The sequence below is a fragment of the Streptomyces venezuelae genome (assembly GCF_008642335.1).
GTDB classification, from domain to species: Bacteria; Actinomycetota; Actinomycetes; order Streptomycetales; family Streptomycetaceae; genus Streptomyces; species Streptomyces venezuelae_F.
In genome coordinates this window covers 2,525,519-2,549,019 of record NZ_CP029191.1, presented here as the reverse complement: position 1 = coordinate 2,549,019, position 23,501 = coordinate 2,525,519, and the positions used below count along the sequence as shown (strand labels likewise).

Below are 23,501 nucleotides of genomic sequence, written 5' to 3'. Positions count from 1 at the left end.
GGGTCATGCCGCTGTCACTACCTGCAACCATGATTGCTGAAATAGAGGGATTGATCACCACTAGGGGTTTATCCGGCCACGGTCCCGCATACTGATACGGGCCCGCGCAATCGAGCGCGGCTCGGCTAGGCTGCGGCACATCATGCGATTCGGGCTGCTTCTCCTTAGCTGCCGCGGCGAGGGCCTGTAGTCGAGGCCGACCCCCTCCCCGCGGAGTTCGGCGTTGCGCTAAGACCGTCGGCCGTCCTTCAGGACACTTCCGAGGAGCCCCGCACATGCCGAACTTCCAGCGCCCCACCGCCATGCCGATCCACAAGTACGGGCAGTACGAGCAGGTCGCCATCCCCGACCGCACCTGGCCGGACAACCGGATCACGGTCGCTCCCCGCTGGCTCTCCACCGACCTGCGCGACGGCAACCAGGCGCTGATCGACCCGATGTCCCCGGCCCGCAAGCGCGCCATGTTCGATCTGCTGGTCCGCATGGGCTACAAGGAGATCGAGGTCGGCTTCCCCTCCTCGGGCCAGACGGACTTCGATTTCGTACGGTCGATCATCGAGGACGAGGACGCGATCCCCGAGGACGTGACCATCTCCGTCCTGACGCAGGCGCGCGAAGAGCTCATCGAGCGCACGGTGGAGTCCCTGAAGGGCGCCCGGCGCGCGACCGTCCACCTGTACAACGCGACCGCACCCGTGTGGCGCGATGTGGTCTTCCGCGGCTCGCGCGACGCCGTGAAGCAGATCGCCGTCGACGGCACGCGGCTGGTCATGGAGTACGCCGACAAGCTGCTGGACGACCGTACGACCTTCGGATACCAGTACAGCCCCGAGATCTTCACCGACACCGAGCTGGACTTCGCCCTGGAGGTCTGCGAGGGCGTCATGGACGTCTGGCAGCCCGACGCCGACCGCGAGATCATCCTGAACCTGCCCGCCACGGTCGAGCGCTCCACGCCCTCCACCCACGCGGACCGCTTCGAGTGGATGTCCCGCAACCTGTCGCGGCGCGAGTTCGTCTGCCTGTCCATCCACCCGCACAACGACCGCGGCACCGCCGTCGCCGCCGCCGAGCTGGCCGTCATGGCCGGCGGCGACCGCGTCGAGGGGTGCCTGTTCGGCCAGGGCGAGCGCACCGGCAACGTCGACCTGGTGACGCTGGGCATGAACCTCTTCTCGCAGGGCGTCGACCCGCAGGTCGACCTGTCCGACATCGACGAGGTCCGCCGCGTGTACGAATACTGCACGCAGATGGAGGTCCACCCCCGCCACCCGTACGCGGGCGACCTGGTCTACACCGCCTTCTCCGGCTCCCACCAGGACGCCATCAAGAAGGGCTTCGACGCGATGGAGACCCGCGCCGCGGCCCAGGGCAAGACGGTCGACGACATCGAGTGGGCCGTCCCGTACCTGCCCATCGACCCCAAGGACGTCGGCCGCTCGTACGAGGCCGTGATCCGCGTCAACTCGCAGTCCGGCAAGGGCGGCATCGCGTACGTCCTGAAGAACGACCACAAGCTGGACCTGCCGCGCCGCATGCAGATCGAGTTCTCCCGGATCATCCAGACGAAGACCGACGCCGAGGGCGGCGAGGTCACCCCGGGCGCGATCTGGAGCGTCTTCCAGGACGAGTACCTGCCGAACCCCGCCAACCCCTGGGGTCGGATTCAGGTCAAGAACGGCCAGACGACGACCGACACCGACGGCGTCGACCGCCTCACCGTCGAGGCCACGCTGGACGGCGAGGACACCGTCCTGACCGGCACGGGCAACGGCCCGATCTCCGCCTTCTTCGACGCCCTGCAGGGCATCGGCATCGACGTACGCCTGCTGGACTACCAGGAGCACACCATGAGCGAGGGCGCGTCCGCGCAGGCCGCCTCGTACATCGAGTGCGCGATCGGCGACAAGGTGCTGTGGGGCATCGGCATCGACGCGAACACGACGCGCGCCTCCCTGAAGGCCGTCGTCTCCGCCGTCAACCGCGCGGCGCGCTAGTCCCCACCCCGGCTCCGCCCGGCCCCGTCCGCCCTTCCGGCGGGCGGGGCCCCGTCATCTCCCGGCCATGTCGGGCTCGCTCTCCTGTGCGAGGTGCTGACGCCGCATCATCGATGTGGCTAACATCACGCCAACGCGGCAATGCAGCCGGGGAGTTACGGAGGTGCGTGATGCTGCCAGACCGGGGACGAAACGGCCGGAATTCCCGCATCCCCGCCAAGCCGGTCTCCCGCGGGCGAGCCCTGTGCAGGCGCGTGGTCGGCATGAACACGGCCTGGGACGCCGTCGGCGACGGCGAGTTCTTCTGCCCGGCCTGCGGCGGCGACCGCAACTACCAGCGCCTCACGGGACGGCGCCGCTTCGTCCTGCTCGGCGTGCCCGTCGTGCCGCGCGGCACCCGCGGCCCCGTCATCCAGTGCGCCGCCTGCCAGGACCTGTTCGACCCGGACGTCCTGGACCACCCCACCACCACCCGGCTCTCCGCGATGCTCCGCGACGCCGTCCACACGATCGTCCTCGCCGTCCTCTCCACGGGCGGCACGGGCTCGCGCCCGGTCCTCGAGACCGCCGTCTGCGCGCTGCAGGGCGCGGGCCACGAGGACTGTACGGAAGACCGACTCGTCGCCCTCGTCGACGCGCTCGCCACGGACGCCGGACGCGCCACCGAGCCCGACTGCGCCCCCGGCCTCGCCATCGAACTCCACGAGGCGCTGGGCCCGCTCGCCCCGCACCTCGCCCCCGCCGGCCGCGACGCGCTGCTCCTCCAGGGCGCGCGCATCGCCCTCGCCGACGGGCCCTACACCCCCGCCGAACGCGACGTCCTCAGCACGGCGGGCTGCGCCCTCACCATCTGCTCGGAGGACGTGACCCGCCTCCTCGCGACGGCCCGGACCCCTTCCTGATCCGCTTCCGGGAGGTGGTGCGCGTACTCCGGGAGGAGTAATGGCGGCCCGGTGCCTTCCCGGGACGTAGCCCCCAACTCGCTCGCGGGTCCGACGGAAAGGCCGTCGTGCGGCGGAAGGGTGGAGCGTGAACCTGTCACCTCTGCCGAAGGGGGCCCGTCATGGGGGCCGTACAGACCGAGGCCGCGACCGCGCGGCGACGACGCGCCGTGCCCTGGGTGTTTGTGGGGCTGTGGATCGTCGTGCTCGCGGTCGCCTCGCCGTTCGCGTCCAAGCTCGCCGACGTCCAGAAGGACCGGGCCGTCGACTACCTCCCGGCGAGCGCGTCCTCCACCGAAGTCGCCGAGCTCCAGGAGAAGTTGCCGGGTGGCGAGGCCACCGAGCTCGTGCTCGTCTACCACCGGGACGGCGGGCTCACCGCCGCCGACCGGAGGGCCGCCGCGGACCAGGTCGCCGAGGTCGCGGAGGAACATACGCTCGTCGGTGAGCCCGAGGCCGTGCCCTCCAAGGACGGCACCACCCTCATGTACCCCGTCGCGAGCACCGAGCCCGGCCAGGACGAGGACAAGCGGGACGCGATGGTCGACGACGTGCGGGACATCGCGCACGGCGAGGGCGGGCTGAGCGTCGACGTCGGCGGGGCCGGTGCCCTCGACACCGATGCCAGTGAGGTCTACAACTCGCTCGGCGGGCCCCTGCTCTACACCACCGCGGGCGTTGTGGCGCTGCTGCTCGTCGTCATCTATCGCAGTCCCTTCCTGTGGCTCGTGCCGCTCGCCGTCGCGGGCGTCGCCGACTACCTGGCGATGGGCGTCGCGTACGGGCTGAACCAGGGCTTCGGGACGTCGGTCACCGGACAGAGCTCGGGCATCATGACGATTCTGGTGTTCGGCGCGGGCACGGACTACGCGCTGCTTCTCGTCTCGCGGTATCGAGAGGAGCTGCGCAGGATCGAGCGTCCCTACGACGCCATGCTCGCCGCCCTGCGCGGCTGCGGGCCCGCCGTCCTCGCGTCCTCCGGCACCGTCGCCGCCGGACTCCTCTGCCTCCTCGCCGCCGACCTCAACAGCAGCCGCGGCATGGGACCGCTCGGCACCGTCGGCGTGCTGTGCGCCCTCGTGACCATGCTGACGCTGCTGCCCGCCGTGCTCGTCCTGCTCGGTCGGCGCGTGTTCTGGCCGCTCGTCCCCGCGTTCGGCAGCACACCCAGGCAGCGCCGCAGCCTCTTCGCCGCGATGGGCGGCTCCGCCGGGCGCAGGCCGCTCACCGTGCTCGCGAGCGGAGCCGTACTGCTCGGCGCGCTCGCCCTCGGCGCGTTCAACCTGCCCGGCGCGCTCAAGCAGGAGGACTCCTTCACCAAGACGCCCGAGTCCGTGTCCGCCATGAAGACCCTCGCCACCGCCTATCCCGAGCAGGGCACCCAGCCCATCACCGTGATGACGCCGGACGAGCGGGCCGGTGCATCCCTGGCACGCATCCGCGACACCGAGGGCGTCGGCCGCGCCGAGCGGGGACGTACCGCCGAAGGCTGGACCGAGATCACCGTCACCGCCACGTCCGCGCCCGAGTCCGCGGGCGAGACCGCGACCATCGAGGCGCTGCGGGACGGGCTCGACGGCTCGTACGTGGGCGGCGCCAGCGCGCAGCAACTGGACCTCCAGGACACCAACGTCCGCGACCGGAACATCGTCGTGCCGCTCGTCCTCGGCGCCGTCCTGCTGGTCCTCGTCGCCCTGCTCCGCAGCCTGGTCGCGCCGCTGCTGCTGCTCGGCGCGGTCGTCGCGGTGTGGGGTGCCTCGCTCGGCGTCGCGGGCCTCGTCTTCGAGCCGCTCTTCGGGTTCGATGGCACCGACCCGGGGCTCGGGCTGCTGTCCTTCGTCTTCCTCGTCGCACTCGGCGTGGACTACGGCATCTTCCTGATGCACCGGATGAGGGAGGAGTGCCTGCACGGCGCCGAACCGGGCGCGGCCGCGCTCACCGCGCTGCGCACCACCGGCGGCGTCATCGCCTCCGCGGGCCTCGTCCTCGCCGCCACGTTCGCCGTGCTGACCAACATGCCGCTGGTCCAACTCGTCGAGCTGGGCTTCGTCATCGCCGTCGGCGTCCTGCTCGACACGTTCCTGGTCCGCACGTACCTGGTGACCAGCGCGAGCGTGGCGCTCGGCAGGAAGGTGTGGTGGCCTGGGCCGCTCTCCCGGCCCGCCGCGGCCGTCCCGCCGCCGGCCCACGAGGCCGAGCCCGTCCGGGTCCCGACCTCTTGAGCCGGTTGTTCCGGGCGCCCTTCCCCTCCCGGAGGGGCGCCCGCGTGCCCGAAGATGGGGCGGTGGAATCCATCGAGACCGGCCCTCGCGCGGGGCACGGCCCCGGCAGCCTCGTCGAGCGCGTACTCGGCCCGGCCGCCCCCGGCGAACGGCTGCGCACGGACGTCCTGTTCGCCCTCGCGATGGCCGTCAGCGCCGTCGTGGTCGTGCGGTCCGTGCGGGACAACGGGCACGTGCCGGACGTGCTCGGCTGGGCGCTGCTGCTCGTCGCCCACGTCGTCGTCGTGTGGCGGCGCCGCGCCCCGGTCCGCGTCATGGTCACCCTGATGGGAATCCTGCTGGTCTACCACTCGCTCGACAACAACCACACCGCGCCCATGGCCGTGTCGATGGTCGCGCTGTTCACCGTGGCCTCCCGCACCCGCCCCCGCAACACCCTCGTCCTCGGCGTCGGTGTCATGGGGATCATGCTGGCCGTGAAGTTCAGCGAAGGCATGGCCGAGGGCGCCGAGTCGCTGCGGATCTCCGGCTGGATCGTCGCGTTCCTGCTGCTGGGCGTGTACGTGCGCATTCACCGGCAGTACGTCGCCTCCGTGGTGGAGCGGGCCGAGCGCGCCGAACGCACCCGCGAGGAGGAGGCGCGCCGCAGGGTCGCAGAGGAGCGCCTGCGGGTCGCCCGCGACCTGCACGACCTGCTCGCGCACAGCATCACGCTCGTCGGCGTCCAGACGTCCGTCGCCGCGCACGTCCTCGCCGCCGACCCGGACCGGCTCGACCGGGCCGCGGTGGCGAAGGCGCTGGACGACGTCGCGGAGACCTGCCGCACGGCCCGCGGTGAACTCCGCGCCACGCTGCAGGTGTTGCGGTCCGGCTCCGACGACGACGAGGAGGGGGCGGGCGCGGACGAGGCGCGCGGGCCGCTGCCCGGCCTCGACGGCCTGCCCGACCTCGCCGACGCGGCCCGCACCGCGGGCGCCCGTGTCGAACTCGCGGTGGCGGACTGCCGGGCACCGGCCGCCGTCGGCGCCGCGGCCTACCGCATCGTGCAGGAGGCGCTCACCAACGTCGTACGGCACGCGGGACCCGGCAGCACCGTGCGGGTGTCGGTGCGTGCCGAGGACGCGGCGCTGTGCGTGCGGGTCGCGGACGACGGGCGCGGTGGGCACAACGGCCGCGACGGGCACGGCGGGCACGGCGGGCACAACGGCCGCGACGGGCACGGCCAAGGGGGCGGTCACGCGCCGGGGTTCGGGCTTCTCGGAATGCGGGAGCGGGCCCGTACGGTCGGTGGCACCCTGGACGCGGGCCCGCGGCCCGAAGGGGGCTTCCTGGTGTCCGCGGTGCTGCCCCTCGCACCCGTGTCCCTGGGAGGTCTGTCGTGACGGTGCCCGTCCGCGTGCTGCTCGCCGACGACCAGACGCTGGTGCGGGCCGCGTTCGCGATGCTCGTCGACTCGGCGCCCGACATGGAGGTGGTGGGGCAGGCGGGCACGGGGCGCGCTGCGGTCGACCTGGCCCGCTCCGCACGCGCCGACCTCGTCGTCATGGACATCCGCATGCCCGACCTCGACGGCATCGAGGCGACGCGGCTGCTCGCCGCGGACGAGGACCTGGCGGGTGTGAAGGTCCTGATGCTGACCACGTACGACACGGACGAGCACGTCGTCGACGCGCTGCGCGCGGGCGCGTCCGGCTTCCTGGTCAAGGACACCCGGCCCGCCGAGCTCCTCGACGCCATCCGCACGGTCGCGGCGGGCGACTCCCTCCTGTCGCCGGGCCCCACGGCCCGCCTGATCGCGCGGGTGCTGCGGGCGCCGGACGCCGGGGTGCCGGCCGCGGGCGGGCCCGACGGGCTCTCGGAGCGGGAGCGGCAGGTGCTGCGGCTCGTCGCGCGCGGCCTGAACAATCAGGAGATCGCCGACACGCTCGGCCTCAGCCCGCTGACCGCGAAGACGCACGTCAGCCGCATTATGGGGAAGCTCGGCGCACGCGACAGGGCCCAACTCGTCATCATCGCGTACGAGTCGGGCCTGGTCGCGCCGGGATCGGTGGCCACGCCCTGACAACCGGCGGCGGCCATGGTCGTCAGCTCAGGGCGATCGCGGCGGCGACGGCGGGGCCGAAGGCGCCGCCCAGCTGGTAGCAGAGGCTGAACAGGCCGATCGCGGTGGGGCGTTGCGCGGTGGGCGTGGCCGCTGTCGCGTAGACCGCGAGCGTCGCCTGGCCCGCGCTGGTCGTGAAGACGGCCAGCGTCGCGACGAGCAGGAGCAGCGGCGCCCACGGGGTGAACACGGCGGTGAGCGGCGCGGCCGCGCCGAACGTGAGCAGGACCGTCAGGACCCGCGGGCGGGTCATCCGGGCGGCGGCCGCGGCCAGCGCCATGGACAGCGCCGAACCCACGAGGAGGGCGACCAGCTGGTAGGTGCCGATCGTGGACGACGACCAGCCGGTGCGGTCGCGGAGCAGCTGCGGGACGGTGAAGAGCAGCGCGAAGTACGAGGTCGCGAGGGTGCAGGCCAGCGCGGCCGACAGGACGAACACGCGGGAGCGCAGGAGCGCGGCGGGCACGAAGCCGGTGGGACGTGCGCGGACGTGCAGGGCGAGGAGCACGGCCGACACCAGCGCGGCGGCCACCGCGGGCAGCGGGTGGCGCGGGACGAGCACCAGGGACGTCGCCGTCAGGACGAGCAGGACGGCGCCCCGGCCGTCGAACGGGGTGGTGCGGGGCGGTGCCGACAGGTCGGCGCGGCGCATGACCGCGGGCAGCGCGAGCAGGGCGACCGCGCCCGCGGACAGGGCCACCCGCCAGGACAGCGCGCCCGCGACCGTCGAGCCGAGCAGCGGTCCGACCGCGCCGACCGTGCCGAACCCCGCGGTGATCACGCCCATCCTGCGGACCGAGCCCGCCAGGCTCATCGCCGCGGTGACCAGCCCCGCACCGCCCGCGGCCTGCGCCGCCCGCCCCGCCATGGCCAGCGGCAGCCAGGGCGCCACGGCGAGCACGGCAGTACCGGCCACGATCAGCGCGGCGCTCAGCTTGAGGGCGGCGCCGAGCCCCCTGCGGCGCAGCAGGCCCGCCATCAGCGGCGTACCGACGGCCATGGCCCAGGCGAAGACGGTGACGAGCCACGTCGCGTCGGCAGTCCCCACACCGAGCGCCCCCGCCATGTCGGGAAGGATCAGCACGGCACTGTTGGCCCCGGCGGCGACCGGCGCGGCGAGCAACGCGAGCCATAGGGCGGGAACTTGGCGGGTGGCGGGGTGAGGGTGGGTTCGGGCGGTCGCAGTGGACGTGGTGATCGACATGGTGGCGCTCCTGTCGGGGCGAGGTCTTGGCAACCTCGACAATCTCGATAGTGAGATAGAAGCAGATGGCACTCTTAGAAACAAGTATCTCGAAACTAAGAGATCTAAAATTGAGAGAGCCAGCGCTGATAGGGTTACCGACGGGATAGTCCGTACCGAGAGGAGTGGCGGTCATGAGTGACGTCGTGGACGCGGTCATCGACCAGTGGGTCGCGGAGCGCCCCGATCTGGCGGAAGCCCTCTGGCCGGTCGAACTCTTCGGGCGCATCCAGCGCCTGGGCCTGCTGGTCGACAGGACGGTCAAGGCCACGGCCGCCCAACACGGGCTTGACGTCGGCGAGTTCGACGTCCTGACCACGCTGCAGCGCTCGGGCCCGCCCTACGCCCTCACCGCAGGCACCTTCCTCAAGGCCTCCATGGTGTCCTCGGGCACCATCACCAACCGCATCGACAAGATGGAGGCCAAGGGCCTGGTCGTGCGGGTGCGCGACGGCCAGGACCGGCGCACCGTCAAGATCCGCCTCACCGAGCGCGGCCACGAGGTCACCCGCGCCGCCTTCGCCGACCACCTCGCGAACTACGCGCGCGTGCTCGGCGAGGTGGACCGCGAGGTGGTCGACGGGGGTGCGCAGGGCCTTCGCCGGGTGCTGGAAGCGCTCGGCGACACGTCGCTCAAGTAGGCCTCAGGGGGGTGGGTGGGCCCGTGGCTCACAGCAGCCCGGCTGTAGCCAGGTGCTTGCCGACCCGCTCCGTCTCCGCCGCCGACAGCGGGATCTGCGGTTCCGCCGTGGCCGGACAGTCGATGACCCCGCGCAGGTGCAACGCCGCCTTGAACGCGCCGAGCGCCGCGGAACTGCCGCCCATCCGCGCCGGATCGCCCGCCGTCACCATCCCGAAGAGCCCGCAAAGCCGCTCCTGTTCGGCGCGCGCCCGCTCCCAGTCGCCCTCCCGGCAGGCGCGGTACAGCCGTACGTACCCCTCCGGGTCGACGTTCCCGAGCCCCGGCACGACGCCGTCCGCGCCCATCGCGAGCGCCGAGTCGACCGTGAGCTCCGACCCCGTCAGGACACCGAACCCCGCGAGGCCCGGCTCCGCCCGCTTGCCGAGGACCACGCGCCGGAACGCGCCCTCGTCGCCGCTGGAGTCCTTCAGGCCCGCGAGCACACCCTCCCCGGCCAGCTCCAGGACCAGTTCCGCGGGCAGCTTCGTGTGCACCGCCATCGGAATGTCGTACGCGACGACGGGCGCCCCGCAGCCCTGCGCGACCAGCCGGAAGTGCCGGGCGATCTCGGCCGGATGGGTGCGTGTGTAGAAGGGCGCGGTGACGACGACCGCGTCCGCGCCCGCCTCGGCGGCGGCCCGCGCGCGGTCGAGGACGCGCGGCGTGGTCATGTCGATGGCCCCGGCCAGGACCGGGAGCCGCCCGCCCGCGCGGCGGACGACGGCCTCCACGACGAGGGCGCGCTGCCGGTCCGTCAGATACGCGACCTCGGAGGTCGAGCCGAGCACGAAGAGGCCGTCGACGCCGGCCGCGACCAAGTGGTCGACGAGCCGGACGAGAGAGGGCACGTCCACCTCGCGGTCCGGTGTCAGGGGCGTGCAGACGGGCGGGACGACACCGGTCAGCGGGGCGGGCATGGTCATGGATGCTCCCTGGGGGACGCCCCGTCGAGGACGGTGGCGCCGTCGGTGGTGCTGTCCGTCGCCCCGGCCGTGGCGGCGGCCTGGGCGACGAGGTCGTGGGTCGATTCCCCCTCGGCCACGGGATGGAAACAGCGGAACCAATGTCCTTCGCCCGCCCGCCGGTTCTCCGGCATGGCGGTGGCGCACTCCTCGTCCGCCTTCCAGCAGCGGGTGCGGAACGGGCAGCCGCTCGGCGGCCGGGTCGCCGACGGCACGGGGCCCACGAGCGGGATCGGGTCGATGGGGTCGAGCAGCCCGGGCGTGGCGGAGAACAGGGCGCGCGTGTACGGGTGCCGGGCGCGGGTCAGGCTCTCCCCGGCCGGCGACTCCTCGACGATCCGGCCCAGGTACATCGTGACGACGCGATCGCTCATCCTGCGTACCGTCTGGATGTCGTGGGACACGAAGACGAGAGCGAGCCCCAGGCGCTCCTTCAGGTCGAGGAGCAGGTTGAGGATCTGGGCGCGCACGGAGACGTCGAGGGCGCTCGTCGGCTCGTCTGCGACCACCAGGTCCGGTTCGAGGGCGAGGGCGCGGGCGATGGCGACGCGTTGGCGTTGTCCGCCGGACAGTTGTCCCGGCAGCCCATCGGCGAGGCTCTTCGGCAGGCCGACCAGTGACATCAGCTCGCGTACGCGCTCGTCCCGTTCCTTCGGGGTTCCCCGTTTGTGTACGTCGAGGGGGTCCCGCAGGATGCGGCTCACCGGCAGGCGGCGGTTCAGGGCGGTGGACGGGTCCTGGAAGATCATTCCGGTGCGGGTTCCGATGGAGGTCCGGCGTTCCGCCGGCGGCATCGTCCAGAGGTCGCGGCCGCGGAACGACACGGTGCCGCTGGTGGGGCGTTGGGCGCCGACCAGGACCTTTGCCAAGGTGGACTTGCCGCAGCCGGACTCGCCCACGATGCCTGTGGTCTCGCCGGGGGCGAGGGTCATGGTTGCTTCTGTGAGGGCGTGGACGTGGTCTCGGGAGAGGAGGCCTCCCGAGCGGGCCTTGTGGACTACGTGCACGTTGTCCAACTGGACGATGGGGGGCTTTGAGGGGGTCATTTCGGCTCTCGGTCCGTTGTGGCTTGTCGCGCAGTTCCCCGCGCCCCTAAGGCAGTCCATGCCGCCTTGTCCGCCGGGTGGTGGCAGGCCGTGGCGTGGGAGGGTGGGCCTGCCAGCCTTGGAGGCGTTTCGCGGCACAGCTCGCTCGCCAAGGGGCAGCGGTCCGTGAATCGGCAGCCCGGGGGGAAGTCCGCCGGGGACGGGACCACGCCCTTGATCTGCGTGAGGCGTTGCGCCGCCGACTCCAGGGACAGCACCGAACCGAGCAGGCCCCGCGTGTAGTGGTGGGCGGGGTGCTCCACCAGGTCCGCCGTCACGCCCGTCTCGACGATCTGTCCGCCGTACATCACCACCACCCGGTCGGTGACGTCGGCGACGAGTGCGAGGTCGTGCGAGACGAGGATCAGCGCGAAGCCCAGCTCCTCGCGCAGGCGCAGCAGGAGCTGGATGATCTGCGCCTGCACGGTGACGTCGAGCGCGGTCGTCGGCTCGTCGGCGACGATCAGTTTCGGGTCGCGGGAGAGGGCCATGGCGATCAGGACGCGCTGGCGCTGGCCGCCGGAGAGTTCGTGCGGGTAGCTGCGCAGGGTGCGGTCGGGGTCCAGGCCGACGAGTTCGAGGAGTTCCGGGGCCGTGCGGCGGCCTCCTCGGCGTACGACCTGTTTGAGTTGGGAGCGGACCGTCATCGCCGGGTTCAGGGAGGACAGGGCGTCCTGGTAGATCATCGCCATGTCGTGGCCGAGCAGCTTGCGGCGGGCGCGCGTCGGCAGGGCGGTCAGGTCCTGTCCGTCGAAGGTGACGCGGCCGCCGATCCGGGCGCCCTTCGGCTCCAGGCCCATCACGGTGAGCGCGGTCAGTGATTTGCCGCAGCCCGACTCGCCGACCAGGCCGAGGACTTCGCCGGGCCGTACGTCGAAACTGATCCCGTCGACGATGTCGACGCCCCCGTGGCGCTGCGGGAAGGAGATGGTGAGGTCGGTGACGGCGAGGACCGGGGTGCCCGTGGGGAGGGGGCGGGCGCGGGAGCGGAGGCGGTGGGCCGCCCGGGGCAGGCCCGGGAGTTCGAGGACGCGGCCGCTGCCGGGTTCGGGGGCCTCAAGGCGGTCCTGGGCGCGGTCCGTGCCGGTGACGTCGCGGGTGGAGGGCGCCGCCCACGCGTCCGAGACGCCTTCGGACAGGACGTTCAGGGCGAGGACGGTGATCAGCATGAGCAGGCCCGGGAAGACCGTCGCCCACCAGCCGCCGATCAGGACCATGTTCTTGCCGTCCGCGATGACGCTGCCCCAGGACGGGTCGGGCGGCCGCACTCCCGCGCCGATGAAGGAGAGCGACGCCTCGAAGACGATGGCCTCGGCGACCTGCACGGTGCAGAAGACCAGGATGGGCGCGGCGCAGTTGACGGCGACGTGGCGGACGAGGATGTGCGGGGTGCGGGCGCCGACGACGCGTTCGGCGACGACGTAGTCCTCCCCGTACTGGTCGAGGACGTTGGCGCGTACGACCCGTGCGATAGGCGGCGTGAACAGGAAGGCGATGGCGCAGATCAGGACGGTGATGCCGCCGCCGAACACCGCGACGAGCACGGCGGCCAGCGCGATCCCCGGGAATGCCATGACGACGTCCAGGCAGCGCATCAGCGTCTCGTCGACGGCCTTGCGGGAGGTCGCGGCGACCGCGCCGATGACGGCGCCCGCGACGAGCGCGAGCAGGGTCGCGCCGAGCCCGATGGCGAGCGACCAGCGTGCCCCGTACATCAGCCGGCTGAGGATGTCGCGGCCCAGGCTGTCCTGGCCCATCCAGTGGTCGGCGGAGGGCGCGCCGGTGCCGCCGACCTGCGGCTGCTGGTCGAGCGGGTCGTGCGGGGCGAGGAGTGGCGCGAAGAGTGCCACGAGGACGACGAGGGCGACGACGCCGACCGCGACGCGGGAGAGGACGGGGAGCTTGCGCAGGGAGCGGAGCCGGATGCCGGGCACGGAGAGCCGTTCGGCGAGGGCCTTGCGGGACCTCGGTGAGGTGTGCGTCAACTCGTCCCCCTCAGGCGTGGGTTGACCAGCAGGTAGAGGACGTCGATGACGAGGTTGACGACCACGAAGCCGACGGCGGTGGTGATGACGACGCCCTGCACGACGGCTGGGTCGCCGTTCTTCACGGCGTCGATCATCAGCTTCCCCATGCCGGGCAGCGAGAAGATCGTCTCGATGACGACCGCGCCGCCGAGCAGGTAGCCGACGCGCAGGCCGAGCACGGTGAGCGGGTTGATGAGGGCGTTGCGCAGGACGTTGCGGCCGACGACGACCACCGGGGGCAGGCCGTTGCCGATGGCTGTGCGGACGTAGTCCTTGTCGAGCTCCTCGACCACGGCGGTGCGGATGATGCGGGTGAGGCCCGCGGCGACGGGCAGCGAGAGCGCGAGGGCGGGCAGCGTCATGGTCTTGAGCCAGCCGGTGAAGGAGTCGGCGGGGTTGATGTAACCGCCGGTCGGGAACCAGCCGAGGTCGACGGCCAGGTACTGGATCATCAGCAGCGCCAGCCAGAAGCCGGGCGCGGCGACGCCGGTCAGGGAGACGACGCGGATCAGTTGGTCCGGCAGCCGGTCGCGGTAGATGGCGGCCGTGATGCCGAGGGAGAGGGAGAGGACCACGGCGATGCCGAGGCCCAGGAACGTGAGCTGCATGGTGAGCGGCAGGGCGGTGGCGATCTGGTCGACGACGGGGGAGCGGTTGAGGACGCTGATGCCCAGGTCGCCCTGGACCAGGTCGCCGACGAATGCGAGGTAGCGGACGGGCAGCGGGTCGAGGAGCCCGTTCTCCTCCCGGAACCGATGGAGCTGCTCGGGGGTCGGGTTGGCGCCCTGGAAGAACGCGGACGCCGGGTCGACGTCGGAGAAGCGCATCACGAGGAAGACGAAGAGCACGATGCCGAGCAGCAGCGGCACGAGCAGGGCGACGCGGCGGGCCAGGATTCTGAGGACAGCTGTCACGGCGTACGACTCCTGGACTCGGCTCCCGTCATACCCACTTGGCCTGCAGCAGGTTGATCCCCGGATAGGGCTGGGCCTTGACGCCGGTGATCCTCTTCGGGTCCCACGCCGTCATGAGCTCGTTGTGCACGACCGGATAGAGCACGGCCTGCTGGGCGACGGTGTCGATGTAGTCCTGGATCATCGCCCGCTTCTTCGACGCCTCGGGTTCGCGGGTGGCCTGGTCCATGTCCCTGAAGAGCTTCTTCGCGACAGCGTTGTCGGCCCAGCGCGCGTAGCCCATCCAGATGTTCTCGGGGCCGTAGTTGTAGTGCATGATCAGGTCGGCGTCGAGCCCGAACTGGTTGGGGTTGGAGGCCGCCGCGACGACCTGGAAGTCCTTCTTCTGGTCGAGTTTCGTGAAGACGGCGGTGGTTTCCTGCGGGTCGAGGGTGACGTCGACGCCGAGCTTCTCCCAGCCGTCCTGGATGGTGGGCAGGCAGTCGACGATCCAGCTCACGTTGACGGCCATGAGGTTGACGCTGAGCTTGTCGACACCGGCCGCCTTGAGCAGCTTCTTGGCCTTCTCCAGGTCGTACCCGTACACGGTTTTGGCCGGCCGGTAAGTGGGGTTGGACTCGTTGAGGAACGAGGTCGCCGCTCTGCCGTGCCCCTTGAGGGCGGCCTGGATCATCTTGTCGCGGTCTATGGCGTAGTGCAGGGCCTGCCGTACGCGGACGTCGTCGAAGGGTTCGTGCGCGGTGTTGAACAGGAGGAACAGATTGTTCATCCCGGCCCCGCCCTCGACGGTCATCCCGCCCTTCTTCAGCTGCCCGATGTTGGCGTACGGGATGTTGTCGGAGATCTCCGCCTCGGCGCTGGAGCCGGAGATCTTCGCGACGCGGGGCGCGGCGTCCACGATGGTCAGCCAGTTCATCTTCTTGAACGCGGCCTTGCGGGGTCCGTTGTAGTCGCCGAAGGCCTCGAAGGTCGTGTTCGACTTCGGGTGGTGCGAGGCCATCTTGTACGGCCCGGAGCCGACGGCCTTCCCCTTGGTCGCGTCGTCCCAGGCGCCCGGCTCCGAGAAGACGTGCTTCGGCATGATCTTGGCGAGGGAGAGCCGGGCGACGCCGTCGGGGAACGGGAACTTCAGGATCAGCGCGACGGAGGTGGCGTCGACCTTCCTGACCTCCTTGAGCCACCCGGCGAAGAACCCCTTGGCGAGGGTCTGGGTCTTGGGGTCGAGGATCCGTTCGAAGACGAACACGACGTCGTCGGCGGTGACGGGCTTGCCGTCGTGCCACTTCGCCCCCGGGCGCAGCGTGAACTTCCACGTCGTCGCCTTCGGGTCGTTCGGGAGCTCGGTGGCGAGCGCGGCGTACGGCTCACGGCTGATCGGATCGGTCCCGAGGAGCCCCTCGTAGATGTGCTCGTTCCCGGCCATCGCGAAGGCGGACGCGGTCTGGGTCGGATCCCAGCTCCCGTCGTTCCCGTACCCGATGACGGCGGTGAGCGTCGCGCTCCCGCCCTGCCCGCCGCCCCCGGTCTCGTTGGTGGACTCGGGCCCCGACGAGCAGGCGGACAGCGAGGCGGTGACAGCGGCGGCGGCGCCCAGCGCACCCGTGTACTTGAGGAAGGACCGGCGTCCCGGCAGGACGGCACGGCGCATGGTCGGAGAGGTCAGATCGGTCACTGTTTCTCCCTTGCCTACCTAAGAGGTCCCACGTCCTACGTCATGGGTGGCGAGGCGACGATAAGAGGGGCGGGAGGGCCGGTCAAGGTCTCCGGCACGGCGTCCCAGCAGTACTGGGCCGGATGGGGTGTGAGGAGACCGACTCGGTCGACGGGTGCGGGCGCACGAGGTGTCGTGGCGGCCGGGAAAGGGGCTTACGCCGAGCAAAGGTCGGATGATGTGACCGACCGTGAGGTGTGCGGATCGTCGACTACAGCGGCCGCGTGTCGCCGCTGATGGCGGCCCCCAGCTCGCGCGCGAGCGCCACCGCGAGCGCGCGGAAGATGTGCACCTCGGGGTTGTCCTCGTCCGCGCGCACCGCGAGGTAGCTGCTCTCCCACGGCGCGTCGATGATCGGTACGAACGTGGCGCCCGGCCAGGCGTAGTAGCGCGCGAAGGACCTCAGGCCCGACCCCGCCGCGCGGCCCGTGATCACACCGGTCAGCACTTCCTGCGGCGTCACCGCGTAGTCCGTGCTGCGGCGCCGGCCCTCCTCGCCGAAGTACAGGTAGTCCGTGAAGGGGCGCGGGGTGTGGCCGGGGACGCGGAAGAACGGGAGGGCGGCGACGTCCGCGAGCGTCGCGCCGGTCTGCCCGGCCGCCGCGAGCGGGGAGCGCTCCGGGACGACCACGATGCGCTGCTCGGTCGTCAGGACGTCGGCCACCACCCGCTCGTCGTCCGGGCCCGGACGGACGAACGCCACGTCCACGCGGTCCTCCGTCAGCGCCGTCACGTGCTCGGTGAAGTCCAACTGGCTTATCTCGACCCGGACTTCGGGGCGGGCCCGCCGGTACGCGTTGATCGCCGCCGGGGTCAGCTCCGCCGAGCCGTGCCCCATGATGCCGACCCGCAGCGGCCGCCCCGCCGTGCCCGCGCCGGGCCGCACCGCCTCCGCCATGTCGTCCAGCGCGGCGTTCGAAGCGGCGAGCAGGACCCGCGCGTGCCCCGCCAGACGCACGCCCGCCGGGGTGGGCGACACCGGATTCGTGCGCCGGTCGACCAGAAGGGTGCCCAGCTCCGTCTCCAGGCGGCGGACATGCTGCGTCACGGCGGGCGGGGAGAGGAAGAGACGGGCCGCCGCCCTCCCGAAGTGACCCTCCTCCACCACCGCGAGGAACGACGACAGAAGTCGCAGATCGAGCGGTGCGGAGGACATGCGTACCAGCGTAGACCCGGAGGTCAGCGGCGTGCGCGCCGTCTTCACGAATCGTGAACGGGGGAGGCGGGCGCGGGCACGGCGCGCCTACTACTGGGTGCCATGAGCAGCATCACCACCACTCCGCCCACGCCCCTCGCAGAAGGGACCCCCTCCGTCCCGCCCCGCCGCCGGTACGGGCTACGGGCGGCCTGGATCATGATGGCCTCCGGGTGGAGCGCCAACCAGTTCTCCGCGCTGCTCGGCGCCTACCGCTCCGAGCTCGGCCTCTCCGAGTCCGCCGTCACCGGCCTCTTCGCCCTGTACGTCGTCGGGCTCGTCCCGGGCCTCCTGGTGTGCGGGCCGCTGGCCGACCGCGTCGGGCGGCGCCCGGTCGCGCTGACGGCACTCGCGCTGAACCTGCTCTCCACCGGCGCGCTGATGCTGGGCGCGGGAGCCACGGGGTGGCTGTGGCCCGGCCGGTTCGTCACCGGGGTGAGCGCGGGTGCGCTGCTCGCGGCGGGCAGCGCGTGGATCAAGGAGCTGTCCTCGGAGCCGTACGTCCCCCTCGATCCGAGGACCGCTTCGACCGCCTCGCGCCGCGCCGGGCTCTTCGTCTCGGCCGGGTTCGCCTCCGGGGGGCTCGTGGCGGCGCTGATCGCCCGGTGGGCCGGAGCACCGATGGTCACGGCGTACGTACCGCACCTGCTGCTCGCGGCCGGCGCGGGCCTCGCCGCGCTGACCGCCCCCGAGACGGGCACCCGGCACCGGGGACCGCACACGGAGCAGCCCCCCGGCGTCGGACGCCTCTTCCGGCGCGCCGTCCTCCCCGTCGCCCCCTGGGTCTTCGCCGCCCCCAGCGTCGGCTTCGTGACGCTCCCCGGCCTCGTGCACGGCGGCCTCGTCCACACCGGCGCCGCCACCGCCCTCGTCCCAGGCACCGGCCTGCTCGTGCAGCCCCTCGCCCGCCGCGTCGCGAAGCGGCACCGCCTCGCGACCGCCGTCGCGGGCCTGCTCGTCATCACCGTCGGGTTCGGCGCCGCCGCCCTCGCCGCGGCGACGGAGGACCCGCCGACCGCCCTCGCCGCCGCCGCGGTGCTCGGCGCGGGCTACGGCTTCGTCCTGACGTACGGCCTCACCGAGGTCACCGCCCTCGCCCCGCCGCACCGGCTCGCCCGCCTCACCGCGTACTTCTGGACGGCCGCGTACGTCGGGATGCTCGCGCCCTACGCGATGACGCTCCTGTCCGGCGCGGTGCCGCCCCCCGCCCTCCTCGGCGCGGCGGCCGCCCTCGCGGCCCTGTCCTGTGTGCTCCTGATCACGCTCCACGCACGGCGTCCGGACCCGGCGCTGGGGTAGCAGCGCAGCGGAGCCGCGGTCTCGCGGTGCGGTCGGGTGCGGCGCGTTCCCGCACCGGTACGTATCCTCGGCACGCTCCACCGATCGAATCCACGACGCCCGAAGTCCACGACGTCCGCCGAAGCGGCACCTTGCGAGAGGCACCACCATGACCACCGAGCTGAGCCCCGACGCCCCGGCCCTCGACGGCCTGCTGGAGCAGGCCCGGAAGGACTACGACGCCCTCGCCGCACGCGGGCTCTCCCTCGACCTGACCCGGGGCAAGCCCGCCCCCGAGCAGCTCGACCTCGCCGCGCCCCTGCTCAGCCTGCCCGGCGCCCACCACACCGCGGCCAACGGCACCGACGTCCGCAACTACGGCGGCCTCCAGGGCCTGCCCGAGCTCCGCGAGATATTCGCCGAGCTGCTGCAGGTGCCCGCGGACCGGCTGCTCGCCCTCGGCAACTCCAGCCTGGAGCTGATGCACGACTGCATCGTGCACGCCCTCCTCGGCGTGCTGCCCGGCGCCGAGTCGCGCTGGGTGGACCAGGAGCGCATCGCGTTCCTGTGCCCCGTGCCCGGCTACGACCGGCACTTCGGCCTCTGCGAGCGGTTCGGCATCGAGATGATCCCCGTGCCGATGACGGCCGACGGACCCGACATGGACGAGGTCGAGCGGCTCGTCGCCGAGGACCCGGCGGTCAAGGGCATCTGGTGCGTGCCGAAGTACAGCAACCCCGACGGCGTCGTCTACAGCGACGAGACCGTGGCGCGCCTCGCCGCGATGCCCACCGCCGCCCCCGACTTCCGCATCTTCTGGGACAACGCGTACGCGGCCCACCACCTCACCGACGAGCCCGCCGAGATCGCGGACCTGCTCGCCGCGTGTGCCGCCGCCGGGCACGAGGACCGCGCGTTCGTCTTCGGCTCCACCTCGAAGATCACCGCAGCGGGCGCGGGCGTCGCCTTCTTCGGCTCGTCGCCCGCCAACGTGAAGTGGCTCCTCGCCAACAACCAGAAGCGGTCGATCGGCCCCGACAAGGTCAACCAGCTGCGGCACGTCATGTTCCTGAAGGACGCGGACGGCGTACGCGCCCACATGGAGCGCCAGCGCGCCCTGCTGCAGCCCAAGTTCGAGACGGTCGCGCGGATCCTGGAGTCCGAGCTCGGCGGGACCGGCCTCGCGACCTGGACGTCCCCCAAGGGCGGGTACTTCGTGACGCTCACCGTCCCGGACGGCTGCGCCAAGGAGGTCGTGCGCCGCGCCGCCGAAGCGGGCATCGTGCTCACCCCGGCCGGCGCGACGCACCCGCACGGCGACGACCCGCGCGACGCGGTCATCCGCGTGGCGCCGAGCTACCCCGGCCTCCCGGAGCTCGATCAGGCGATCAAGGGGCTCACCGTGTGCGTGCGTCTCGTCGGGTACGAGAAGCAGGCCGCCGCGAACTAGGGCTTGCGGCTCTCCAGGAACGGAGCGAGCAGTCCCGGTACCGCTCGCTCCGCGAAGGCGAGGCCCTCCGCTTCCCCCACGTCGTACGCCGCGTACGCCTGGGCGCCCGCTGCCGTCGTCGCGCTCAGCGTCACCAGACCGGCGCGGCGCTGCAGCACGGACTGCTTGACGGTCCACCCGATGACCCCGCCGCGCCGCAGCGCCACCGTGGAGCGGCGCAGGGTCCCGGACCGTACGACGAGGTAGTCGGCGTCGAGCGCGTGCCCCAGGCTGCGGTACGCGTCGCAGGCAAGCGCCACCGCGACCGGCACGAGCACCACGGCCGTGCCCACCCCCAGATACATGAGCACCCGCACGTCGAGCAGCGCCCCGAGCAGCAGCAGGACCAGCGCGGGCGCGAGCGCGGCCGACACCGCCCACCGGATCCGGCGGGCCCGCGCCGCCCGCGGATGCGGCGCGAGAGGCGCCGCCGTGGGCGTCACCGGCTCCCGCAGGACCTGCGCCGCGACCTCATCGGCGAGCCGTCGGGGCGCGGCGGGCAGCAGCGTGCTCGGCCCCGCCTGGTCCTCCTCGTCGCGGCGCGACAGACCCGTGGCGACCGCGTCCACCCGCGCCGCGCCCGACAGGCGCAGGCCCAGCGGCTCCACCACGTCGACACCGCGCAGCCGCGCCTCCTCCAGGGAGATCGAGCGGGTCGTCAACAGCCCGCGCCGCACCCGCAGCGTCCCGCCCGGCTCCCGCTCCAGGCGGTAGTTCCACCACATCTCGATCCACAGCCCGAGCGCGCCCACCGACCCGGCGGCGAGCCCGATCGCGATCAGCGCGAGCACCATCCCCGTCACGGACATCCCGCGGAACACGTCACCCACCCACTCGATGACGTCCTCCTGCACCCCGAACCACTCGCTGACCTGCATCACCGCGCCGCCCGCCGCGGCGGCGAGCGCGGAGGTCACGAAGGACAGCGGGGCATACCGGATCCAGCGCGGGTCGAGGGAGGCGATCGTGCCCTCCACGTCGGACGCTCCGTCCGGCGCCGCCCGGCTGAGCAGCTCGCGCCGCAGTCGCTCGCCCTCCGCCCTGCGCACGGGCCGCAGTTCGAGCGTGGCCTCCTGGCCCGCGCTCTGCTCGCCGGTGCCGATGCGGACCTCCACCAGTCCGAGGAGGCGCAGCAGGGGGTGGGCGACGAGGTCGACGGAGCGTATGCGCTCCCGGCTCAGGGAGCGGTGCTTGACGAAGAGGATGCCGCTGCGCAGCTCGGCCCGCTCGGGCCCGACGCGGTACCGGCTGTGGCGCAGCCGCAGCGCGTCGATGCCGACGCCGCTCCCGACCAGGAGCAGGCTGAGCGCCACCGCCCAGGCGATCACGGGCCCCATGGCGACCCACCCCTGGAAGCTGAGGGTGATCGGCACGCCGACGGCGGTCACGACGCCGCCCGTCATCTGGACGGTGACGAGCAGCGAACGCCGGTCGAGCCGCCGCCAGCCCGCGTCCTCCTCGGCCTCCGTGCCCGCCGCCGTTTTCGTGGCCGCGAGCCCGCTCACGTCGCGTCCCCCGGCGTCGCCTGGGTGACGAGCGCCAGCCGCTCGGCGAGTTCGGCGGCCGTCGCGTGGTCGAGCCCCTTGACCTTCAGCGCGCCCCGCGCGGACGCCGTCGTCACGGTCACCGTGGTCAGCCCGAAGATCCGCTGGACGGGCCCGCGCATCGTGTCGACGGTCTGCAGCCGCGACATCGGCGCGATCCGCCCCTCCATCCAGAAGAACCCGGTCCGCACGTACACGGCGTCGTCGGTGACCTCCCAGCGGTGCACCTTGTACCACCACAGCGGCAGCAGCACGCCGACGAGCAGCCCCGGCACCGCGATGACCGCGGCGGGCAGCAGCAGCCAGAAGCGGGCCGGCGCGATGAGCGCGCCGAGCAGACCGAGGACGGCCACGGGCGTGGCCACCGTGAGCAGCAGCTGCGTACGCCACCAGGCGACGGCGCGGCGGTCCAGGGGGTTGCGCGGCGGACGCAGCCGCAGCTCCTGCTTCCGGTTGCCTTGGTCAAGAACCATGAGACGAAAGGTACTTGCCGCAGATCGCGACCCGCGCACCGGCAGCGCCGCGCACCGGCAGCGCCGCGCCGCCTTCCCCGGGGCCTCAGTGCTGCTGAGCCTTCTGCGGAGTCGCCTCGCTCGGCCGCACGATGACGTACCCCTCGCCCTCCAGCTTCAGCTGCACCGCCTCGCCGGAGCCGCCGCGGATCATCGACCCGATGGACTGCGAGCGGTGCAGGGAGGTGGAGAGGTGGGCGGTCCAGCCGACCACCGCGTCCGTGTCGACGTACACGGGCTGCTGCGGCGACACGGGAATCACCAACGGCGTGCCCTCACACACGAGACCGAGGCGGCCCGCGCCGGTGAAGACGCTGTTGAACAGACCGCCGCCGGTCATGCCCGCGCCCTTCACCGTCTTGATCTCGTACGAGAGGGTCGCGTCGAAACAGAGGACGTTGCGGCCGTTGACGGTGAGGACGTCGCCGGGCTCGACGTCGACGATGAAGCAGTTCTGCGCCTCGTGCGCGAACCACGCCTCGCCCTGTCCGCGCACGGCCATCAGCGGCAGCCCCTCGCCGGTCACCGCCCGCTTGAGCATGCCGCCGACGCCCTGGCTCTTCCGCTCGAACTGGAGCTCGCCGCGGTAGGCGATCATCGCGCCCTGCCGGGCGTGCATCTCGCCGTTGACCGCGTACTTGATGGACTTGGCGTTCTGAAGGGTCATGCCGGGCGCGTGAGCCGGCTGGGCCATGTGGTCACTGGAGAACAAGTCACTCTTCATGCCCACATCTTGAGCCACGTGTTGCGTACGGGGGAAGCGCAGCACACGCCCCCGCACCCGTACGGTCATGCCATGACGAAGCATGCGTACGACGAATTCCGCGCCCTGCACCGCGCCGGTGCGCCCCTCCTCCTGCCGAACGCCTGGGACCACGCGTCCGCCGCGGCACTGGCCGCCGCCGGATTCCGCGCGGTCGGGACGACCAGCCTGGGCGTGGCGGCCGCGGCGGGCCTGCCCGACGGTACGGGGGCGACCCGGGCGGAGACGGTGCGGCTGGCCCGGGGCCTGACCCGCCTGGACGCGCTGATCAGCGTCGACGTCGAGGGCGGCTTCAGCGACGAGCCGGAGGACGTGGCGGCGCTGGCGGCGGAACTGGCGGAGGCGGGCGCCGTCGGCATCAACATCGAGGACGGCCGCGCGGACGGCACGCTGCGGGATGCCGGGCATCAGGCCGAGATCCTGACGGCGGTGCGGGAGACGGTGGGGGGCCGCGTGTTCATCAACGCCCGCACGGACACGTACTGGTTGCGGGGCGCGGGGAGGTCCGGCGAGACGGGGGAGCGGCTGGAGGCGTACCGGGGGGCGGGTGCGGACGGGGTGTTCGTGCCGGGCCTGCGCGACCTGCGGACGATCGCCGACCTGACCTCGGCGTTGGGCGACACCCCGCTCAACATCCTCCACGCCCCGGACGGCCCGTCGATGCAGGAGCTGTCCAAGGCGGGAGTGGCCCGGGTCAGCTGCGGCTCGCTCCTGTTCCGGGCGGCGCTGGGGGCGGCGGTGACGGCGGTACGTTCCGTGGCCGACGGCCTGCCGCAGGCGGAGGGCATTCCTTCGTACGCGGAGACGCAGACGCTGGCGGACGGGTTCGCTTAGA

The 23,501-nt window shown here is 72.4% G+C and carries 19 protein-coding genes; 9 read left to right on the top strand and 10 right to left on the bottom strand.

The features are described 5' to 3' along the window. Positions 1–275 precede the first annotated feature (275 nt). The 5 genes from leuA (at position 276) to DEJ49_RS11410 (ending at position 7,222) form a co-directional block, all read left to right on the top strand. The gene (gene leuA, locus DEJ49_RS11430) at positions 276–1,997 is read left to right on the top strand and encodes a 2-isopropylmalate synthase (RefSeq protein WP_150184039.1); all 1,722 of its coding nucleotides are present in this window, start codon (positions 276–278) and stop codon (positions 1,995–1,997) included. 170 nt (positions 1,998–2,167) lie between these two features. Continuing rightward, positions 2,168–2,899, top strand: coding sequence for a TerB family tellurite resistance protein (locus DEJ49_RS11425; RefSeq protein WP_150184038.1), 732 nt, complete (start codon positions 2,168–2,170; stop codon positions 2,897–2,899). Positions 2,900–3,060: 161 nt separating this feature from the next. Continuing rightward, entirely contained in the window at positions 3,061–5,160 is a 2,100-nt protein-coding gene (locus tag DEJ49_RS11420) for an MMPL family transporter (RefSeq protein WP_150184037.1), read from the top strand. Positions 5,161–5,231: 71 nt separating this feature from the next. Further along, a complete protein-coding gene (locus DEJ49_RS11415) occupies positions 5,232–6,542 on the top strand; it encodes a sensor histidine kinase (protein ID WP_411757234.1) in 1,311 nt (436 codons plus the stop codon). A gap of 2 nt (positions 6,543–6,544) precedes the next feature. Beyond that, on the top strand, positions 6,545–7,222 hold the full coding sequence (locus DEJ49_RS11410; protein WP_190329592.1) for a response regulator: 678 nt from the start codon (positions 6,545–6,547) through the stop codon (positions 7,220–7,222). Positions 7,223–7,244: 22 nt separating this feature from the next. On the opposite strand, the gene DEJ49_RS11405 is transcribed toward DEJ49_RS11410, so the two are convergent. Then, positions 7,245–8,465, bottom strand: coding sequence for an MFS transporter (locus tag DEJ49_RS11405; protein ID WP_150184035.1), 1,221 nt, complete (start codon positions 8,463–8,465; stop codon positions 7,245–7,247). Between the two features lie 173 nt (positions 8,466–8,638). Between DEJ49_RS11405 and DEJ49_RS11400 the strand changes: the two genes are divergently transcribed. Further along, positions 8,639–9,145 (top strand): MarR family winged helix-turn-helix transcriptional regulator, encoded by a 507-nt coding sequence (locus tag DEJ49_RS11400; RefSeq protein WP_150184034.1) that lies wholly within the window; start codon positions 8,639–8,641, stop codon positions 9,143–9,145. A gap of 28 nt (positions 9,146–9,173) precedes the next feature. Here the strand turns inward: DEJ49_RS11400 and DEJ49_RS11395 are convergent, their stop codons facing one another. The 6 genes from DEJ49_RS11395 to DEJ49_RS11370 all read right to left on the bottom strand — a co-directional run bounded on the left by DEJ49_RS11395 (position 9,174) and on the right by DEJ49_RS11370 (position 17,041). Then, positions 9,174–10,109 (bottom strand): dihydrodipicolinate synthase family protein, encoded by a 936-nt coding sequence (locus DEJ49_RS11395; RefSeq protein WP_150184033.1) that lies wholly within the window; start codon positions 10,107–10,109, stop codon positions 9,174–9,176. Next, positions 10,106–11,194 (bottom strand): ABC transporter ATP-binding protein, encoded by a 1,089-nt coding sequence (locus DEJ49_RS11390; RefSeq protein WP_150184032.1) that lies wholly within the window; start codon positions 11,192–11,194, stop codon positions 10,106–10,108. The genes DEJ49_RS11395 and DEJ49_RS11390 overlap by 4 nt, the downstream gene beginning before the upstream one ends. Next, entirely contained in the window at positions 11,191–13,218 is a 2,028-nt protein-coding gene (locus DEJ49_RS11385; RefSeq protein ID WP_150184031.1) for a dipeptide/oligopeptide/nickel ABC transporter permease/ATP-binding protein, read from the bottom strand. Before DEJ49_RS11385 ends, DEJ49_RS11390 begins: the two co-directional genes overlap by 4 nt. Next, positions 13,215–14,174 carry an ABC transporter permease gene (locus DEJ49_RS11380; protein WP_150184030.1) on the bottom strand — a complete coding sequence of 320 codons (960 nt, stop codon included), beginning with the start codon at positions 14,172–14,174 and terminating at the stop codon, positions 13,215–13,217. The genes DEJ49_RS11385 and DEJ49_RS11380 overlap by 4 nt, the downstream gene beginning before the upstream one ends. 28 nt (positions 14,175–14,202) lie before the next feature. Beyond that, the gene (locus DEJ49_RS11375) at positions 14,203–15,822 is read right to left on the bottom strand and encodes an ABC transporter substrate-binding protein (protein WP_150188165.1); all 1,620 of its coding nucleotides are present in this window, start codon (positions 15,820–15,822) and stop codon (positions 14,203–14,205) included. A 274-nt stretch (positions 15,823–16,096) separates the two neighbouring features. Then, a complete protein-coding gene (locus DEJ49_RS11370; RefSeq protein WP_150184029.1) occupies positions 16,097–17,041 on the bottom strand; it encodes a LysR family transcriptional regulator in 945 nt (314 codons plus the stop codon). Between the two features lie 102 nt (positions 17,042–17,143). Here DEJ49_RS11370 and DEJ49_RS11365 point away from each other — a divergent pair, with 102 nt between their 5' ends. Both DEJ49_RS11365 and DEJ49_RS11360 read left to right on the top strand, forming a co-directional pair. Further along, complete coding sequence (locus DEJ49_RS11365) at positions 17,144–18,379, top strand: MFS transporter (RefSeq protein ID WP_223832797.1); 1,236 nt, start codon at positions 17,144–17,146, stop codon at positions 18,377–18,379. Positions 18,380–18,527: 148 nt separating this feature from the next. Continuing rightward, entirely contained in the window at positions 18,528–19,808 is a 1,281-nt protein-coding gene (locus DEJ49_RS11360; protein WP_150184028.1) for an aminotransferase class I/II-fold pyridoxal phosphate-dependent enzyme, read from the top strand. Here the strand turns inward: DEJ49_RS11360 and DEJ49_RS11355 are convergent. The 3 genes from DEJ49_RS11355 to DEJ49_RS11345 all read right to left on the bottom strand — a co-directional run bounded on the left by DEJ49_RS11355 (position 19,805) and on the right by DEJ49_RS11345 (position 22,627). Next, positions 19,805–21,352: a PH domain-containing protein gene (locus DEJ49_RS11355; protein WP_223832796.1), complete on the bottom strand. Its 1,548-nt coding sequence runs from the start codon at positions 21,350–21,352 to the stop codon at positions 19,805–19,807. The two genes, DEJ49_RS11360 and DEJ49_RS11355, sit on opposite strands and share 4 nt — an antisense overlap. After that, on the bottom strand, positions 21,349–21,864 hold the full coding sequence (locus tag DEJ49_RS11350) for a PH domain-containing protein (RefSeq protein WP_150184027.1): 516 nt from the start codon (positions 21,862–21,864) through the stop codon (positions 21,349–21,351). Before DEJ49_RS11350 ends, DEJ49_RS11355 begins: the two co-directional genes overlap by 4 nt. Positions 21,865–21,949: 85 nt before the next feature. Next, a complete protein-coding gene (locus DEJ49_RS11345; protein WP_150184026.1) occupies positions 21,950–22,627 on the bottom strand; it encodes an AIM24 family protein in 678 nt (225 codons plus the stop codon). Positions 22,628–22,699: 72 nt separating this feature from the next. Here DEJ49_RS11345 and DEJ49_RS11340 point away from each other — a divergent pair, with 72 nt between their 5' ends. Beyond that, complete coding sequence (locus DEJ49_RS11340) at positions 22,700–23,500, top strand: isocitrate lyase/phosphoenolpyruvate mutase family protein (RefSeq protein ID WP_150184025.1); 801 nt, start codon at positions 22,700–22,702, stop codon at positions 23,498–23,500. Position 23,501: the final 1 nt, after the last annotated feature.

Excerpts from the sequence above, each read along its gene's own strand:
- leuA (WP_150184039.1), top strand. The coding sequence starts at position 276 with ATGCCGAACTTCCAGCGCCCCACCGCCATGCCGATCCACAAGTACGGG.
- DEJ49_RS11425 (WP_150184038.1), top strand. The coding sequence starts at position 2,168 with ATGCTGCCAGACCGGGGACGAAACGGCCGGAATTCCCGCATCCCCGCC.
- DEJ49_RS11420 (WP_150184037.1), top strand. The coding sequence starts at position 3,061 with ATGGGGGCCGTACAGACCGAGGCCGCGACCGCGCGGCGACGACGCGCC.
- DEJ49_RS11405 (WP_150184035.1), bottom strand. The coding sequence starts at position 8,465 with ATGTCGATCACCACGTCCACTGCGACCGCCCGAACCCACCCTCACCCC.
- DEJ49_RS11400 (WP_150184034.1), top strand. The coding sequence starts at position 8,639 with ATGAGTGACGTCGTGGACGCGGTCATCGACCAGTGGGTCGCGGAGCGC.
- DEJ49_RS11395 (WP_150184033.1), bottom strand. The coding sequence starts at position 10,109 with ATGACCATGCCCGCCCCGCTGACCGGTGTCGTCCCGCCCGTCTGCACG.
- DEJ49_RS11390 (WP_150184032.1), bottom strand. The coding sequence starts at position 11,194 with ATGACCCCCTCAAAGCCCCCCATCGTCCAGTTGGACAACGTGCACGTA.
- DEJ49_RS11375 (WP_150188165.1), bottom strand. The coding sequence starts at position 15,822 with ATGCGCCGTGCCGTCCTGCCGGGACGCCGGTCCTTCCTCAAGTACACG.
- DEJ49_RS11370 (WP_150184029.1), bottom strand. The coding sequence starts at position 17,041 with ATGTCCTCCGCACCGCTCGATCTGCGACTTCTGTCGTCGTTCCTCGCG.
- DEJ49_RS11365 (WP_223832797.1), top strand. The coding sequence starts at position 17,144 with ATGAGCAGCATCACCACCACTCCGCCCACGCCCCTCGCAGAAGGGACC.
- DEJ49_RS11360 (WP_150184028.1), top strand. The coding sequence starts at position 18,528 with ATGACCACCGAGCTGAGCCCCGACGCCCCGGCCCTCGACGGCCTGCTG.
- DEJ49_RS11350 (WP_150184027.1), bottom strand. The coding sequence starts at position 21,864 with ATGGTTCTTGACCAAGGCAACCGGAAGCAGGAGCTGCGGCTGCGTCCG.
- DEJ49_RS11345 (WP_150184026.1), bottom strand. The coding sequence starts at position 22,627 with ATGAAGAGTGACTTGTTCTCCAGTGACCACATGGCCCAGCCGGCTCAC.
- DEJ49_RS11340 (WP_150184025.1), top strand. The coding sequence starts at position 22,700 with ATGACGAAGCATGCGTACGACGAATTCCGCGCCCTGCACCGCGCCGGT.